Origin of the sequence: Rhizobium sp. Root1204 (genome assembly GCF_001424965.1) — a bacterium.
Lineage (GTDB): Bacteria > Pseudomonadota > Alphaproteobacteria > Rhizobiales > Rhizobiaceae > Pararhizobium.
Genome location: NZ_LMCZ01000044.1, coordinates 25,042 through 41,813, shown reverse-complemented (window position 1 = coordinate 41,813; position 16,772 = coordinate 25,042). Strand labels below are relative to the sequence as shown.

At 58.4% G+C, this 16,772-nt stretch carries 13 protein-coding genes and 1 riboswitch; of the genes, 10 read left to right on the top strand and 3 right to left on the bottom strand.

Going from position 1 to position 16,772, the window contains the following annotated elements; genetic code table 11:
- The first annotated feature begins 7 nt into the window (after positions 1 to 7).
- Positions 8 to 745, top strand: coding sequence for an ATP-binding cassette domain-containing protein (locus ASC96_RS30615; protein ID WP_060506841.1), 738 nt, complete (start codon positions 8 to 10; stop codon positions 743 to 745).
- 9 nt (positions 746 to 754) lie between these two features.
- Here the strand turns inward: ASC96_RS30615 and ASC96_RS30610 are convergent, their stop codons facing one another.
- The gene (locus ASC96_RS30610) at positions 755 to 1,441 is read right to left on the bottom strand and encodes a TetR/AcrR family transcriptional regulator (protein ID WP_060506840.1); all 687 of its coding nucleotides are present in this window, start codon (positions 1,439 to 1,441) and stop codon (positions 755 to 757) included.
- A 205-nt stretch (positions 1,442 to 1,646) separates the two neighbouring features.
- Between ASC96_RS30610 and ASC96_RS30605 the strand changes: the two genes are divergently transcribed.
- From ASC96_RS30605 to ASC96_RS30560, 9 genes are all read left to right on the top strand, one after another.
- Positions 1,647 to 2,846: a multidrug effflux MFS transporter gene (locus ASC96_RS30605; RefSeq protein ID WP_060506839.1), complete on the top strand. Its 1,200-nt coding sequence runs from the start codon at positions 1,647 to 1,649 to the stop codon at positions 2,844 to 2,846.
- 169 nt (positions 2,847 to 3,015) lie between these two features.
- Positions 3,016 to 3,240, top strand: a riboswitch (cobalamin riboswitch).
- A 264-nt stretch (positions 3,241 to 3,504) separates the two neighbouring features.
- On the top strand, positions 3,505 to 3,726 hold the full coding sequence (nrdH, locus tag ASC96_RS30600) for a glutaredoxin-like protein NrdH (RefSeq protein WP_037097908.1): 222 nt from the start codon (positions 3,505 to 3,507) through the stop codon (positions 3,724 to 3,726).
- Between the two features lie 17 nt (positions 3,727 to 3,743).
- A complete protein-coding gene (gene nrdI / locus ASC96_RS30595) occupies positions 3,744 to 4,151 on the top strand; it encodes a class Ib ribonucleoside-diphosphate reductase assembly flavoprotein NrdI (protein ID WP_060506838.1) in 408 nt (135 codons plus the stop codon).
- Positions 4,130 to 6,337, top strand: coding sequence for a class 1b ribonucleoside-diphosphate reductase subunit alpha (nrdE, locus tag ASC96_RS30590; protein ID WP_060506837.1), 2,208 nt, complete (start codon positions 4,130 to 4,132; stop codon positions 6,335 to 6,337). Before nrdI ends, nrdE begins: the two co-directional genes overlap by 22 nt.
- A gap of 167 nt (positions 6,338 to 6,504) precedes the next feature.
- Positions 6,505 to 7,479, top strand: coding sequence for a class 1b ribonucleoside-diphosphate reductase subunit beta (nrdF, locus tag ASC96_RS30585; protein WP_060506836.1), 975 nt, complete (start codon positions 6,505 to 6,507; stop codon positions 7,477 to 7,479).
- Positions 7,480 to 8,151: 672 nt separating this feature from the next.
- Positions 8,152 to 9,189, top strand: coding sequence for a hypothetical protein (locus tag ASC96_RS30575; protein WP_060506834.1), 1,038 nt, complete (start codon positions 8,152 to 8,154; stop codon positions 9,187 to 9,189).
- Complete coding sequence (locus ASC96_RS30570; RefSeq protein WP_156397738.1) at positions 9,108 to 9,911, top strand: hypothetical protein; 804 nt, start codon at positions 9,108 to 9,110, stop codon at positions 9,909 to 9,911. Before ASC96_RS30575 ends, ASC96_RS30570 begins: the two co-directional genes overlap by 82 nt.
- A gap of 190 nt (positions 9,912 to 10,101) precedes the next feature.
- Positions 10,102 to 12,690: an SH3 domain-containing protein gene (locus ASC96_RS30565; protein ID WP_060506832.1), complete on the top strand. Its 2,589-nt coding sequence runs from the start codon at positions 10,102 to 10,104 to the stop codon at positions 12,688 to 12,690.
- 438 nt (positions 12,691 to 13,128) lie between these two features.
- The gene (locus ASC96_RS30560; protein WP_060506831.1) at positions 13,129 to 13,884 is read left to right on the top strand and encodes a metallophosphoesterase; all 756 of its coding nucleotides are present in this window, start codon (positions 13,129 to 13,131) and stop codon (positions 13,882 to 13,884) included.
- Positions 13,885 to 14,368: 484 nt separating this feature from the next.
- Here ASC96_RS30560 and ASC96_RS30555 read toward each other — a convergent pair whose 3' ends face one another.
- Positions 14,369 to 16,249, bottom strand: coding sequence for a hypothetical protein (locus ASC96_RS30555; RefSeq protein ID WP_060507018.1), 1,881 nt, complete (start codon positions 16,247 to 16,249; stop codon positions 14,369 to 14,371).
- 34 nt (positions 16,250 to 16,283) lie between these two features.
- On the bottom strand, positions 16,284 to 16,706 hold the full coding sequence (locus tag ASC96_RS30550; RefSeq protein WP_244482395.1) for a hypothetical protein: 423 nt from the start codon (positions 16,704 to 16,706) through the stop codon (positions 16,284 to 16,286).
- Between the last annotated feature and the right edge of the window lie 66 nt (positions 16,707 to 16,772).

The following is a 16,772-nucleotide window of genomic DNA, read 5'->3' as shown; positions in this document are numbered from 1 at the left end:
AATGACCATGAACACTCTGGCCCCTGTGCTGCAGCTCAAGGACATCCGCAAGAATTTCGATGCGGTTGTCGCCATCGAGAATTTTTCGCTCGATATCTATCCCGGCGAGATCGTCGCGTTGGTCGGCGATAACGGCGCTGGCAAATCGACGCTGATCAAGATCGTTTCCGGCGTCTACGGCCCGTCATCCGGTACGATCACCATCGAGGGCGAGACCGTCGCCATGTCCAGCGCCACCATGGCCCGGTCACACGGGATCGAGGTGGTCTATCAGGATCTGGCGCTGGCCGATCAGCAGACGGTCTACATGAACATGTTTCTCGGCCGCGAACTGACCAACGGCATCGGCCTGCTCGACCGCAAGACCATGATTTCCGAGACGGAAAAGCTGGTGAAGGAACTGGATGTGCGCATTCCGTCGGCGCATGCGACGATCCGCGATCTCTCCGGCGGCCAGCGGCAGGGTGTGGCGATTGCGCGGGCCACTCGCTGGGCCAAAAAACTGATCCTGCTTGATGAGCCGACGGCAGCGCTCGGCGTTGCTGAAACCGCCAAGGTTGAGGAGATCGTGCAGTCGTTGAAATCGCGCAATATCGGCGTCTTGATCATCAGCCATAGCCTCGATCAGGTCTTCAAGCTTTCGGACCGTATTTGCGTGCTCCGCCGCGGCAAGCAGATCGGCATCCGCAGGACGTCGGAGACCAACAAGAACGAAATTGTCTCGATGATCACCGGCGTCAACTGACGCCGGAATTCATGCCGTCTTGACCGCCGGGGTGTTTGCCTGCGCTGGCGCGTAGGCCCGCAGGAATGTGCGCACGGCATTGTGGGCCGCACTGTCCAGTTCCTCGTCGGTTGGCGTGACCCCGAACAAGGTGCCCATCTGCAGGTCTGCGTTGACCAGCGCCAGGAACTGACGAGCCGCGACGTCGAAATCGTCGATCTCCAGCAGCCCCTTGTGCGACAGTCTGGCGAAAAGCGCCGCCAGCGCCGTGCCGATCTTGCCAGGGCCGTGCTGGCGCCAACTTTCAAACAGATGCGGATAACGCTCGCCCTCCGACTGGACGAGCTTGCGCAGGAATTTTCCGTCTTGATTGCAGATGCAGCTGCGGCTCAGCCGCACGGCAAAGCCGACGAGGTCATCTTCAAGATTGTCCGGCTTTTCGGGGAAGGTCGACAGGATGGCGAACAGCATGGCGTTTGCCCGGTCCATCACGTCCTCGACCACCGCGGTGAACAGATTATCCTTCTCCCGGTAGTGATTGTAGACCGTCTGGCGCGACACGCAGGCTGCTGATGCAATCTCATCGATGCTCGCACCGGCAAATCCCTGGCGGCAAAACACCTCGGCGGCAGCTTCCAGTATGGACAGGCGCTTGGCGCATTGCCCGCGCTGGCTGTGGACGGACATCTTGGGAACGGGGTCATTCGGAGCTTTCATCAGTCCAAGATAATGCCTCTTGACGTTTTAGACAATGGTGTCTAATTTTACATGCGTGTCCAATTATATTGACATGAATTTCCAAGCGTGCGGATGTTCTCCCAAGCATTGCGTGCGGGCTTGAAACGTTTCCATTGAACCCCGTGAGGCAACGCGGCGCGAAACCGGTCAGGTTCCGTACCGCTGTTTTCTGAAAGACGATCCCATGACGTCCTCCTTCTTCCGGACTGCCCTCATCCTCGGCCTGCTATCAGCCATCGGTCCTTTCGCCATCGACATGTACCTGCCGGCGCTGCCGTCGATCGGACAGGATTTTGGCGCGGAAAACCACGTCGTGCAGCTCAGCCTGCTCGCCTTCTTCATTTCCTTCGCGCTGTCGCAGCTGGTCTATGGTCCCCTGTCCGACATGTGGGGCCGCAAGGCGCCGCTCTACATCGGCATCGGCATTTTTGCGCTCGCCAGCATCGGCTGCGCGCTGGCGAGCGATATCGAAACGCTGATCGCCTTCCGTTTCCTGCAGGGCATCGGCGGGGCCGCCGGCATGGTCATCCCGCGCGCCATTGTGCGCGACATGCATACCGGCGTGCAGGCCGCACGGCTGATGTCGCTGTTGATGCTGGTTTTCAGCATCTCGCCAATCCTGGCGCCGCTGACCGGCAGTGCCGTCATCGAATTCTACGGCTGGCGTGGCGTGTTCTGGGCCGTGATGATCGCCGCCTTCATCGGCCTCATTCTCCTTGCGACGCAATTGCAGGAAACCCGCCTTAGGGAACATCGTGCCGAAAGCGGTTTGCGCAGCGCCATGGCGGCTTACGGCCGGCTGCTCAGAGACAAGAATTTCCTGACGCTGACCTTCATCGGCGGGCTCGGTATTTCCAGCTTCCTCGTCTATCTCGCCAACTCGCCCTTCGTGCTGATCGATTATTATGGATTGACGCCGACGCAATACAGCTTCGCCTTCTCCATCAATGCCGTGTCGTTCTTCGCGGTATCGCAGGCGACCGGCTGGTTCGGCGAGCGTTTTGGGCTTGTCCGCGTCATGCGGATTGCCGTAACGGCCTTTGCACTGACCATGGCTGCGATGGCCATCGTCATGAGCTTTGGTTTCAACCAGCTTCCGGTCATGGCCGCGTTCCTGTTCGTCGGCTACGGCTTCCTCGGCCTGGTCATTCCGACCAGCGCGGTGCTGGCGCTGGAGGATCACGGCGAGATTGCCGGCACGGCATCGTCGCTGATGGGCACGCTGCATTTCGTCACGGCCGCCGTCGCCATGGTGATCGCATCGGTGTTCTTCGACGGTACCGCCGTCCCAATGGCCATGGGCATCGCGCTTTGCGCCGTTGGCGCGCTGCTGCTCACCCAGGCCACCATCGGCCGCCGCCGCGCGGTTGCCGCTGCCGAGTAAATCGGCATTCGCAATATCCTGGAATATCGAAGGCCCGGGGCGATGCTCCGGGCCTTTTGCAATTCCTGTGACCCGGTATTAACGCCCCATTATCCGCAATGCCGGAAAAATTATGTGCCAGGAGGCATGTTTCCGAAGCCTACACATTGACGTTGTTCTCACGCCGTATACTATATCTAGTGCTCAAGGTTCCTCTGACTCGCAAGATTCGGAGGCTAAGAGGGAATGCGGTGCGTTCAGCCATTTTGGCCGGGCAAAACCGGAGCTGCCCCCGCAACTGTAAGCGGCAAGTACCTGTTTCATTTCAAGTCACTGAAGGCATCGATCTTCGGGAAGACGGAACAGGCGCCACGACCCGCAAGCCAGGAGACCTGCCTTAAACAAAACGTCCACGGGCGGGGTGTCCGGAAGGTCGCGTGATGTGCAGCGGAATGGCTCCGCTTTGTGTTGCGTTCTTCCGATGTCCGCCAAAAAAAGGCTTCGGGGTGAAGGCATGTCAGTCAATCGAATTCGCAGACCACGAGATGCGGGATCGCGATCGGCGGTACACGCCTAGCCTGATCGCCAGCTCGCAATGAAAACCACACGATCGGATCCGCGTGCAGCGGCTCGGAGCCCTTTCGTGCGCCTAGCAACACGACAGATCACGAGGAAAATCATGAACATTACCGTTTACAGCAAGCCTTCCTGCGTCCAGTGCACCGCGACCTACCGTGCGCTCGATCGCGAAGGCATCGACTATCAGGTCATCGACATCTCCAAGGACGAGGACGCCTTCGCAAAGGTGATCGGTCTCGGATACCAGCAGGTTCCGGTCGTGATTGCCGGCCAAGACCATTGGGCCGGATTCCGGCCGGACAAGATCAGCGCGCTTTCTTGAGTACGGTCTGACGAGCGATGGGGCTGATCGTCTATTATTCCAGTCTGTCGGAAAACACCCATCGTTTCGTCGCCAAGCTCGGTTTGAAATCGGCCCGTATTCCCGTCAGCAGTGGCGCGAAAACGCCCGATGTACGCGAGCCTTTCGTCCTCATCCTGCCGACCTATTGCGGCGATGATGGCCGGGGCGCCGTTCCCAAACAGGTGATCCGCTTCCTCAACGATGCGGTCAACCGATCCTTCATCCGGGGCGTGATCGCTGCCGGTAACAGCAATTTCGGCGAGACGTTCGGTCTCGCGGGTGACGTGATCTCACGCAAATGCGAAGTGCCGTATCTCTATAGGTTCGAGCTTCTGGGCACCGATGAGGACGTCGCCAACGTTAGAAACGGATTGGAACGATTTTGGACGTCTCAGAGACTTTGACGCGGAATGCGGGCACAAAACCGCTCAACAGTTTTCCTCCTTCCGCCGGTGAACGCCCTTTGAAGGCGACGGAAACGGCAGTCGACTATCACGCGCTGAACGCGATGCTGAACCTTTATGACGATGAGGGGAAGATCCAGCTCGACAAGGACCGGCTGGCCGCGAAGCAGTATTTCCTCCAGCACGTCAACCAGAACACCGTGTTCTTCCATAATCTGCGGGAGAAGCTCGATTATCTGGTGACCGAAGGCTATTACGAGCGCGAGGTTCTCGACCAGTATTCCTTCAACTTCGTGCGCGACCTCTACGATCACGCCTATGCGAAGAAGTTCCGCTTTCCGACCTTCCTCGGAGCCTTCAAGTATTACACCAGCTACACCCTGAAAACCTTTGACGGAAAACGCTATCTTGAGCGTTACGAAGACCGCATCTGCATGGTGGCGCTGACGCTGGCGCAGGGCAATGAAGCGATCGCCCGTGACATGGTCGACGAGATCATTTCCGGAAGGTTCCAGCCGGCAACGCCGACGTTCCTCAATGCCGGCAAGAAACAGCGCGGCGAGCTTGTCTCGTGTTTCCTGCTGCGGGTCGAGGACAACATGGAGAGTATTGCCCGCGGCATCAATTCGGCGCTGCAGCTGTCGAAGCGCGGTGGCGGCGTGGCCCTGTCGCTCACCAACATTCGCGAGGCGGGTGCACCGATCAAGCAGATCGAAAACCAGTCGTCCGGCATCATTCCGGTGATGAAGCTGTTGGAAGACAGTTTTTCCTATGCCAACCAGCTCGGCGCGCGCCAGGGGGCAGGGGCCGTCTATCTCAACGCCCATCATCCCGACATCATGCGCTTCCTCGATACCAAGCGCGAAAACGCCGACGAGAAAATCCGTATCAAGACGCTGTCGCTCGGCGTTGTCGTGCCGGATATCACCTTCGAACTGGCGAAGAACAACGAGGATATGTATCTGTTCTCGCCCTACGACGTGGAGCGCGTCTATGGTGTACCGTTCACCGAAATTTCGGTGACGGAAAGGTACCGCGAGATGGCGGATGACGCCCGCATCTCCAAGAAGAAGATCAAGGCGCGTGAATTCTTCCAGGTGCTGGCGGAAATCCAGTTCGAGAGCGGCTACCCCTACATCATGTTCGAAGACACGGTGAACAAGGCGAACCCGATCGCCGGCCGCATCACAATGAGCAATCTCTGCTCGGAAATCCTGCAGGTGAGCGAAGCCAGCGAATACAATGATGACCTGTCCTACAAGACCATGGGTAAGGATATTTCCTGCAATCTCGGCTCACTGAACATTGCAGCTGCGATGGATAGCTCCGATTTCGGCAAGACCATCGAGACCTCGATCCGGGCGCTGACCGCCGTCTCCGACATGAGCCACATCTCCTCGGTTCCATCGATCGAGAAGGGCAATGACGATAGCCACGCCATCGGTCTTGGCCAGATGAACCTGCACGGCTATCTCGCCCGCGAGCGCATCTATTATGGCTCGGACGAAGGTGTCGATTTCACCAACATGTATTTCTACACGGTGACCTATCACGCCATCCGGGCGTCCAACCGGATCGCGGTCGAGCGTGGATCGAGCTTCAAGGGTTTCGAGAATTCGAAATATGCCTCCGGGGACTATTTCGACAAGTACACCGAACAGGAATGGACACCGGCGACCGAGCATGTGGCCGAACTGTTCGAGACTGCCGGCATCCACATCCCGACACAGGAAGACTGGCTGGCGTTGAAGAAGGACGTCATGGCGACGGGGCTCTATAACCAGAACCTGCAGGCCGTGCCGCCGACGGGATCGATCTCTTATATCAACCACTCGACCTCCTCGATCCACCCGATCGTCTCGAAGATCGAGATCCGCAAGGAAGGCAAGATTGGCCGCGTCTACTATCCGGCGCCGTACCTCACGAACGACAATCTCGACTACTATCAGGATGCCTACGAGATCGGCCCCGAAAAGATCATCGACACCTATGCGGCGGCAACGCAGCATGTCGATCAGGGCCTGTCGCTGACGCTGTTCTTCCGCGACACGGCAACGACGCGCGATATCAACAAGGCGCAGATCTATGCCTGGAAGAAAGGCATCAAGACGATCTACTACATCCGCCTTCGCCAGATGGCGCTCTCCGGCACCGAGGTGCAGGGGTGTGTGTCGTGTACGCTTTGATTTGAGGCCATCTCAGCTACGCCTGTGCCCTCATCCGCCTGCCGGCACCTACTCCCCGATGGGGAGAAGAGACAAGCGGCTGGCGCGAGGTTCCCCTCTCTCCTCGGGGAGAGGGCAGGGTGAGGGGGCCGGGCGGTCCGTAAGATTTTATCGAGGAAAGACATCCCATGAACATCGCCATCAAGACCGTCTCGCGCGTGCGCGCCATCAACTGGAACCGCATTGAGGACGACAAGGATCTTGAAGTCTGGAACCGGCTGACCGGAAATTTCTGGCTGCCGGAAAAGGTGCCACTCTCCAACGATATTCCGTCCTGGGCGACCCTACGGCCGGAAGAGCAGCAACTGACGATCCGTGTCTTCACCGGATTGACCTTGCTCGACACGATCCAGACCAGCATCGGTGCGCCGAAACTGATGGAGGATGCGATCACACCGCACGAGGAGGCTGTCTATTCCAACATCTCCTTCATGGAAGCGGTGCATGCGCGCTCCTATTCCTCGATCTTTTCGACGCTCTGCTCGACACCCGATGTCGACGATGCCTATCGCTGGTCGGAGGAAAACGAGCACCTGCAGAAAAAGGCGGCGCTGATCCTTGAACATTATCGCAACCCCGATCCGCTGAAGCGCAAGGTCGCCAGCGTCTTCCTCGAAAGTTTCCTGTTCTATTCCGGCTTTTATCTACCGATGTTCTGGTCGAGCCGGGCCAAGCTGACGAACACCGCCGACATGATCCGCCTGATCATCCGCGACGAAGCCGTGCACGGCTATTACATCGGCTACAAGTTTCAGAAGGGGTTGGAGCGGCTGAGTGCTGAAAGGCAGCAGGAGATCAAGGACTTCGCCTACGAACTTCTGTTCGAGCTTTATGATAATGAGGCCAAATATACCGAAACGCTCTATGACGGCGTCGGCCTGACCGAGGACGTCAAGAAGTTCCTGCATTACAACGCCAACAAGGCGCTGATGAATCTCGGCTACGAGGCGCTGTTTCCGGTCGAAGCCTGCAAGGTCAATCCCGCGATCCTCTCGGCGCTCTCGCCGAATGCCGACGAGAACCACGACTTCTTCTCCGGCTCCGGCTCGTCCTATGTCATCGGCAAGGCCGTTGCGACCGAGGATGACGACTGGGATTTCTAGACGGTTTCCCTTTGGCAGCTGGCTCACCGGGCACAAGCGGCGCACTTTCACGTGCGTGATGTCGTCTGCAAGGTAATTGTAACCGTAACGTACTCCCGTCCGACCGGAAAAAGCGCATAGATATCTGGGTAGCCGTTTGAGGCCTGCCTTAAACGGAGCGGTAAACTGACAGGCATGCATCCTCGGCCAAACCAGGTACCAGATCGATGTCGACAGACACGGCGCAGAAGGGTTTGTGGAAGCTGATGTTGAGGTTACCCGCGCTGCGCGGGCAGCTTCAGATTCTCAGTGTGCGGAATACGAGTTTGCTGAGCCTTTGTGACGCTTTCCAGGATGCAAGCTCCACTCTCGATTCCTTGAGAAAGTATCCGAACGCGGACAGTGCGATCATTCGCGAGTATGAGATACTGTGCAGCGAAATCGAGAGCGAAGTGATCGAGATCTGTCTGAGCGAACAGACAAAACCACGCTAATATACCGCCATATCCTTTTGTTTAGCCTGTGTTTTTGAGCCTGCTCCAAAGCAGGACGCTTCTGTGCCAAATTATCACTTTTGAAACAGTCAACGGAATTTTTGGCGTTTTTGGGCGCGGTACTTCAGCAAAGGGCGGTTGACTGGCATGCGGATTTTGTGCGGTACTGTGACCTCAGGTTGAAAACTTGGGGGCAGGCATGAGCGGCGAGCGTAAAATCGATCGATCATTCTGCGAACATATCGACTTGGCGGAGGCGCAGGCCGAAATTGACCGGCTGCTCGCGGATTCCCGCTTTCTATCTCCGGAACGCAACCGAAATTTTCTGCGTTTCATTGCATCGGAGTATTTCGAAGGCAGAGCCGAGGCGATCAAGGCGTACACGATCGCCGTCGATGTGTTCGGTCGTCCAGCCAATTTCGATGCGTCGGTTGATCCGATCGTGCGCATCGAGGCGACCCGGCTGCGCGCCGCGCTGACGCAATATTATGAGGTTCACGGAAGCGACACCGGCATCCGCGTTGATCTTCCACGGGGCCAGTACGTTCCAGTCTTCTCCCGCATGGCGCCAAACGACATGACCAGCCCCATGGCAGAAACCGCGGCGCCGGATTTATCTCATCATACACCAAGCTTGGAAAAGAGTTCGAACCTGCGGTTTTGGAGCGCCCATACCGGGCTCGCTTTGACCTGGCTGCTGGTCGGCCTTGGCATTGCCGCCTATGCTCTGACGATAGGACTTGATGCCTGGAACAAAAATTCCTTGAGGCAGAAGCCGTTGATTTCCATAGTGTTGGACGGCGACGAAGATATGCCACAGCGGGAAGTTGGCAAGTTCCGGGATTATCTCACGCTGGCAATCTCGCAGTTCCAGACTGTCCGGCTTGCATCTCCCGGCGCTGCGGTGGTTGCAGCTTCACTGGGCGAATGGTCTCCCCCAAAACTGGTCTCAGCCATGCGGGGCCAGCGGGTGGCTGATGATTACCATATTACGCTCAAGTACCAGGGAAGGGCAGCCAAAGCTCCATCTGGTGGCAAGTTGCGGCTGCGTCCAGCGGAGAGGTTTTGTTGTCGGGTATCGAGAAGCCGCTCCCGCCGGGGTCGCCCGTCTTTTCTTCAAGTGAGAACTTGGCGAACCGGCTGGCGCGGACGCTTGTGGGAACCCGTGGCGTCATCAACACCATTGAAACACAGCATGAATTCGATGCACCCTCGCTTGGTAACGGCTGCACCTTGAGAGCGATCGCGGCAGGCGACCGTGGAAACGAAGCAGGAATTGCGGATGCCCGCAATTGCCTTGAACGGACATTGGCTATTGTACCCAACGATGCTGCAGCCAGGGCGGAACTGGCAATTGTCCTGCTTGCGCAGGATCCGATAGAGGCGCCGACGGATCTCTCCGCCCGGGCCTCTAAGCTGTCCGGCGATGCGGTGAAGCTCTCGCCCTTTTCCGACCGCAGCAAATACGCGCTGATGATGAGCCAGTTCCGGGCCGGCCAGACGGAGGCCGCAATCGAGACGGGATACGCGGCGCTTGCCCTCAATCCCAACAATACTGATATCACCGCACGGCTGGGGCTCTATCTCTTTGCCGCGGGGCGTTGGGAAGACGGCGCCGGCCTTGCCGTGCAATCTGCCCAGATGGACCAGAATGCCGCACCGGACAGCCTGCTCACCCGCGCACTGAATGCTTACCGCCTGGGGCGCTTCGATGATGCGCTGACCCTCTCACGGCAGTTGAATGTAGCGGATGACTATGTCGTTTACGCAGTCCAGGCTGCTACAGCCGGCCAATTGGGCAGGGCCGACGACGCGCGATTGGCGTTAGCCAGCCTCGGCGCCGGCCGCGCCGATTTCGGCGCCGCATTTCGCAAGAGTATGAATGCCCGGCATTTCACGGCCGAACTGACCGATCTTCTCGAGATTGGCGTGCTAAAGGCGCAGGCACTGAATTTCTGAAACCAGCAGCCGTGCCGGGTCTGGTTTAGCCCATGCCCGGGCCACACCGGTCCGGCGTTTTCCCGATATCGCAAAAGTAACTGTAACGTACTTGTATCAGCGCGCCATCGTGCAAGGCTTCCAGGCATGTTTCCCCGCGAGCCCAGCGGGAACGCGACGGCACGTCATGCCCATGACAAGGATGAGAACGATGGTCAGATTTGGTTTTGTGTTCATGACCGCCGCATTGACGGCTAGCTCCGCTTTAGCGGGACCTGCGGTCACAACGGCGAATGTGAATTTCCGTTCAGGCCCAGGCACGGGGTTCGATAGCCTCGGCCAGCTTGTCGAGGGAACCACCGTTGATCTGGGCGAGTGCGACGACAGCGGTGCGTGGTGTGCGGTTTCGCTCAAGGGCGAACAGGGCTTCGTCAGCGGCAAATATCTCAACCAGGCCGACGCGACGACGGACCGCCCGGGCTGGCCGCGGATCTACACCACGGACGGCGGCGCCGAGATCACGCTCTATCAACCGCAGATCACCGATTGGAGGGATTTCACCACGCTCTCGGCGCTGATCGCCACCGAATACAAGCCAACCAAGGATGCAAAGCCGATCTTCGGCGTCATCGGCGTCAGCGCAGACACGGTATCCGATGCGGAGGCCGGCACCGTCATCCTCAGTAATATCAAGGCCACGGAGATCAATTTTTCAGCACTCGACCGGAGCCAGATTTCCGATCTGTCGCTGGAAGTCGGCAAGCTGATGCCGACAGGCGATCTGACCTATCCCGAGGAGCGCCTGACAGCCAGTCTTGCCGATTACAAGCGTATGGACGACGTTCAAGGCTTGAAATCGGACCCGCCGCCGATCTTCATCAGCGAGACACCTGCTATTTTGCTGCAGATGGACGGCAAGCCCGTGCTTGCTCCAGTCAAGGGCTCGGCGGGGCTCTCTTTCGCGGTTAATACCAATTGGGATCTGTTTCAGGCCGATACGGACAAGAGCTATTATCTGCGTGATGACAAGACCTGGCTGACCTCCAAGGATCTGGCCGCTGGATGGCAGGTCGCGGCAACCCTTCCGAACGCATTGACGAACCTGGCCGATGACGACAACTGGAAAGCTGCCCGCACGGCCATTCCGCTGACGGCGGTGGAAGGTTACAAACTGCCCAAGGTCGTCTACTCGGAAACACCGGCCGAACTGATCCAGTTCGAAGGCGAGCCGAAGCTGGAACCCGTCAAAGGCACTGCGCTGAAATGGGCGTCGAATTCCGCCAGCGACGTGTTTTATGACGAAAAGGGCAAGCAATGGTATGTGCTTCTGTCCGGCCGCTGGTTCTCTGCGGCTTCGCTCGACGGCCCCTGGACGTTTGCAACGCCGAACCTGCCGGCGGATTTCCAGAACATTCCGGATGATGCGCCCTATTATGCGGTGCGGGCATCGGTACCGGGCACTTCGGAAAATGCCGAGGCGCGGCTGAAGGCCAGCATCCCACAAACTGCCCGTGTCTCCACCGACGGATCGGTGAAGGTCGATGTTTCCTACAGCGGGGAGCCGAAATTCGAACCGATCGACGGTACCTCGCTCTCCTATGCGGTCAATACCAATGAGCAGGTCATCAAGGTTGGCGACACGTATTTCGTCTTGAAGGATGGTGTCTGGTTCGAGGGCCCAAACCCCACTGGCCCGTTTGCCGTCGCCAAGGCTGTGCCGGACGAAATCTACAAAATACCGCCTTCCTCGCCGGTCTATAACGCCACCTATGTGCGCGTTTACCAGTCGGAGCCGGATGCGGTCTGGTACGGATATACCATGGGCTATCTCGGCGCCTATCTGGCCTGGGATACGTTTGTCTATGGTACCGGCTGGGCCTATGACGACTATTGGGATTACGGCTGGGCGGGCGGCGGCTATATGCCCTATTATCCGCGCCCGGTGAGCTATGGCGTCGGCGCCTTCTACAATCCGGCTTTTGGAACCTTCGGCCGCTACGGCTATGCCTATGGTCCCTATCGCGGCATTGCAGGCGGAGCGGCCTATAATCCCCGTACAGGCACCTACATTCGCGGCGGGGCCATTTCAGGCCCGGCGGGAGAGCGTGGCTTTATTGCGGCCTACAATCCGCGCACCGGCAATGGCGTGATGGCGCGCGGCGGCCACAATGTCTATGGCTCCTGGGGATCTGCCAATGTCAAGCATGGCTCCGACTTTGCGCATATCGCCGGTGGGACCAACGCCTCAGGCGGTTACGTTCACTGGCGCAACTCCGACGGTAATCATGGCTTTGTTGCAGGCGGCAAGGGCGGCGATATCTATGCCGGACGCGATGGCAACGTTTACCGCCGCGACAATGGCCAATGGCAGAAGCACACGCCAGATGGCTGGGACCCGGTGCAGAAGCCATCGACCGACAATCTGAAACAGCATGGCGAGAATTTCGCCGCCAAACATCCAGATGCCGCCCAGAACATTGGCCAGAACCGCGATGCGGTGAAGCCGGTCCAGCGGCACACCAACCGCGTCCGGCCGGCGGCGCCGGACAATCTCGGCCTTGACCGTGCCGGCCGTCAGATCGGCAACCAGCGTGCCTTCCAGCAAGACATGATCCGCCGCCCATCACGGGGTGGTTTCGATGGCGGCGATTTCCAGCGCGGCGGCGGTTTTGGCGGCGGTGGCTTCGGAGGTGGCGGCTTCCACGGCGGTGGTGATTTTGGTGGCGGTGGTTTCCACGGGGGCGGGGGCTTTCATGGGGGTGGCGGGTTCCATGGAGGTGGCGGTTTCCGCCGCCGCTGACCGTCTGGTTCATCCACCGTCCGGAGCATCCGCCTTCGGGCGGTGCTTGCCTCCAACCCGTCGCGGCCGCCGAACGGGACTGGCCAATCCAGTTTCGAACGCTGTTGCCCATGTCGCAAAAGCGTGACGATCTGCAGCCAGGACGTGTCCTTCGCCAGATCGTCGTTGGGCGAGCCCATCTCCACGATCACGCCGTCGCTTGCCGCCGGCTATACTGTGATCCCGGCGCGACGTTTCAAACCGGGGTAAGACAGGGCGGAAATTTCGTGCCGGTATTCACTTTTGATGGCGCGTCACGGGCGGTATAGCCTATAGGAGATTACGTCACCAAGGCTCAGCCTTGGTGACGTCCTTGCCGCTCCAAGTCCTGACATCTTACAAGCATCTGGACTATCTATCGTCAGGCACAATGTACGCCTGCGGGAATTTTTTGTGATTATGACCGAGAATTTATCTTCGACTGTCTATGCCATTGCCGACGTCCATGGACGCGCTGATCTTCTCAAAGCCATGCTTGAGCATATCGCTGCTCACGCGCGTGATCATCAATCCAAGCCGGTCGTGATTTTCCTGGGTGATTTGATCGATCGCGGCCCTCACAGCCCGAAAGTCCTCGATCAGGTCTGTTCGACGCTCGACCTTTATCCGGGTTCTCGGCTGATCCTTGGCAACCATGATTTTTATCTGCGTGAGCTGCTTCGTGGTGCTCTGACTGATGAAGACGCCGTCAACTGGATGGACTGGGGAGGCGTTGCGACAGTGAGTGCATATTCCAACCACCCGGTTCCCGCTTTCGAAAATATCGCCGCAGACATCCGCCTCGTCTTTCCACACCATGTGGACCTGCTTGAAAATGCGCTGACATTCAAGGAGATCGGGCGCTTCTGTTTTGTTCATGCTGGAATACGTCCCGGCGTTCAACTCGCAAATCAAAGCGAATACGATTTGCGCTGGATCAGGACGGGCTTCCTCGACCACATGGACATCTTTGACCATGTGGTTTTACATGGTCATACGATCACAAAGTCGCTTCGTCCCGAAGTCTATTCAAATCGGATCGCTCTGGATACCGGAGCGTATCGGACTGGCCGGCTGAGCGCCGCCGTAATTAGGGGCGATGAACTTTCACATTTCCTATGCACCGAACTGACCGAAAGCGGCGCTATCCATGTCAACGAATGGCAGCCGACCTAATCGACAGGAAGGAAGTTCGCTGTTCCACGACAGGTCGAGGCAGGCTGGGAACCGGAGTTGCATGCGCAAATTCCCGAACCGTGGCTGTGCCACCGCTATGCTTGGTTCATCGACGTGCTCTTTGCCGAAATGTGGCGCCGATTCAGGCCGTGTACGTATTTGTAGAGAGCCACATGAAAAGCCCCACGCCTGAACACGTGACAATCGCCAGCTTCTCATCGTCGCGCCATCGACGCCGCCGCTCTTGCCCAAGAATTTCAACGCGCATCGCAATCCCCCCATAAGACACGTCCCTAACGACGTCGTTAAACACGTGTCTTAGGCCATCAAGGCCTTATGCGGCAGGCGGTGCCAATCGGGCGGTTACGCCGAGGGCGTGGGTGATGGCGTCGAAGTTGCACGCCGCCGCTTTCACATCAGCGTCTTGAGGATGCCACCTCGATGCGGAAGAAAGAGTCGATACTCGGTATCGACTTCGTTCGATCTATATGCCGCAATCTACGTCCTTGTAGAGTAGATATTCTGTTTCGCTGAACCGGACGCCAGAATTATCGAAGCAGAAGCGCTTAGGCACGACCCGAAAAAGATACCGCTTCCCGCATGCCGCCGGGACATCGACCGAATACAATCGCGCTATGTTGGACGGCGCGGGATCTGTCCACTTTTTATGTCCGGCGAAGGAAATGTCTTGCAGGAGCGTCGCCGATCCTGAGGTGCCGACACCTCCTGCCGCTGCGGGAAAACCCGTTCCCTTCGCTTCATCAATCGTTGGATATTCGTGCTTAGCCGGTGGCCGGTGGACCATCGGCACGTCCATCGTCTCGAATGCCACGTTGAAGCGTACATCGTCGCGGGCAGGCACGTAACCGTAGCCGTTCAGGTATTTCCAAGAAAGGCTCAGGACTCTTTGCGCGCCGCCCGTGGTAGCGGGGCGAAAGCGCAAATTGGTCGAAAAGTCCGCTGGCACGAAGGTGTCACCGCCGACGCCCGGGGGCGGGCATGGCGTGAACAGCGCCTTGTACCCACATTCGCTTCCACCGACGCCCCACGCACATTGGCTGAGACGCAACCAATCCTCGTCATTGAGTCCACTCACACCTTTCCATAGGTTGCCACCGTGCTCGGGTATCATCCACGGGCTGATCCTGCCCTCTCCGGAGGCGGAGGCCCATTCGGTCCTGTGGTTCTGCACGAGCGTGAGGGCTACCTTTTGCGCGAAGAGGGCTGCGTTCTGCATCATCGTCGCGTTCGGGATGACAGGGGTCTTCCCAGCGGCGTCGGCGGCGAAGCGGCGTCCCGACTCCAGCGTCGTAAGGCTGTGACAGCCCGAACACGGATGGCCGTCGATCAAGACGGACTTAGCGTCAAGCAGCGTGCCAGCATGGACAGCGGAATATCCCGAACCGATCACGCGGAACGGCAGTTCTTGCTTCGCGACGCGGGCCGGAAGAAAGTTGCCCATGCTGAACACGGCGCGCGGATCATGTCTGCTCTTAAAGTAGCCGACTCTTGCCTGTTGCATGTGCGGATCGACAACCGTTGGCTTCTTGTTGTCATGACAGAGTACGCAATCAACCCTGGCGCTCCCGTCGTATAGGTTTTCCGCGACGCGCCGTCCGGCTAAATCACCGTATGTCGCTCCACCGGGCGGGGGAAACCGCTCCCTCCAGTCGAAGACGGAGCGGTCCTTCCGGCCGTCAAGGAACGCGATTTCGCCCGTGACGTCGTTGAAACCGATCGCGCTGTACCGGGAGAACCGCGGATCTGTCTCAGTCCAGTAGGAATCCGCCTCAATTTCGAGATTCTCGGACGACTTCCGGCAGAGGAACAGCCAATGTATATGGTCACGCGTGACCCGGCCGACCCTCGAGTTCAGTGCGCAGAAGGTTACATCCCCCGCGAGCGAGGGCTTGTCGCAGCGGTCAACGGCGGTTGTCCACTTCACCAGTCGGCCTTCGACGTTACGGTGCGCAAATTCGAGCGGAGCGTCTACCTTGGAAGGATTTGGTTCCAGCCTTACGGCGTTTCCGTCAACTTCGAGACCGACCGGTCTCGAGTTCAGACCCGTGCAGACCCCGTCCGGTATGGGGCCGAATACCGACCTAGCCTCGTCGCCGAATTTCGTCACCGGATCGGTGCTTGCCGTCGCCGGAGCCCACAGCACCTCGCCATTCCACTGAAGAAGAAGGTCGTATGGCGACACGGTTGGGGTGTCGGCTGTTGCGGCTTTTGGGTCAGAAGCTAAGAAGGGTCCCACTTCCTCGAGGTGCCCGGCATGCAACTCTCGCAGAACGGGGAACTCCAAGCCAATCAGTAGATAAAGCGCAACCGCAAACGCGGCGATGAGTTGGACGAGGCCCCCCAAGTTTCCTTCCCTCATTTACTGCTTGCGCGGATGATCAACGCGCGCTGGCCTGGATCCCGGACTGGAAGGGGGCGAGCTTTAGGACATTGAAGTTCATCGTATTGCCATTCTTTTTGATCGTTGCGTATAACTTGGCCGTGTAGTCCGGTTGTACCGCGCTGACGCCGATCGTCTGAATGCTCACCTGGACCGTCAAAGCAACCTCGAAGGTGCCGTCTTCCCTTTTTCCAATAAGAATGCTGCTAAGAACCCGGGTGGCGCTGGAGTTGGTAGCGGCGAGGTTCGCGAACAGCGTCTCGAATTGCTTGGCCAGCGATCCTGCCGAAATGGAAAGCACGGCATTCACGTTGCCTGGGTCGCAGTGGAAGTACTGCCCAGTGTTCTCGAACAATTCGGCCAGCCCGATAAAATCACGATTGTCCATCCTCCATGCATATTGGGAGAGCAGGTCTATCACGTCGCGCCGTTCCTCTGGCGAGGGCGCAGTTAATGACCCTTTACGGTAGTCCCTCCAGGGCATCTC

Excerpts from the sequence above, each read along its gene's own strand:
- nrdI (WP_060506838.1), top strand. The coding sequence starts at position 3,744 with ATGGGGCTGATCGTCTATTATTCCAGTCTGTCGGAAAACACCCATCGT.
- ASC96_RS30615 (WP_060506841.1), top strand. The coding sequence starts at position 8 with ATGAACACTCTGGCCCCTGTGCTGCAGCTCAAGGACATCCGCAAGAAT.
- ASC96_RS30575 (WP_060506834.1), top strand. The coding sequence starts at position 8,152 with ATGAGCGGCGAGCGTAAAATCGATCGATCATTCTGCGAACATATCGAC.
- ASC96_RS30605 (WP_060506839.1), top strand. The coding sequence starts at position 1,647 with ATGACGTCCTCCTTCTTCCGGACTGCCCTCATCCTCGGCCTGCTATCA.
- nrdF (WP_060506836.1), top strand. The coding sequence starts at position 6,505 with ATGAACATCGCCATCAAGACCGTCTCGCGCGTGCGCGCCATCAACTGG.
- ASC96_RS30610 (WP_060506840.1), bottom strand. The coding sequence starts at position 1,441 with ATGAAAGCTCCGAATGACCCCGTTCCCAAGATGTCCGTCCACAGCCAG.
- nrdH (WP_037097908.1), top strand. The coding sequence starts at position 3,505 with ATGAACATTACCGTTTACAGCAAGCCTTCCTGCGTCCAGTGCACCGCG.
- ASC96_RS30565 (WP_060506832.1), top strand. The coding sequence starts at position 10,102 with ATGGTCAGATTTGGTTTTGTGTTCATGACCGCCGCATTGACGGCTAGC.
- ASC96_RS30560 (WP_060506831.1), top strand. The coding sequence starts at position 13,129 with ATGACCGAGAATTTATCTTCGACTGTCTATGCCATTGCCGACGTCCAT.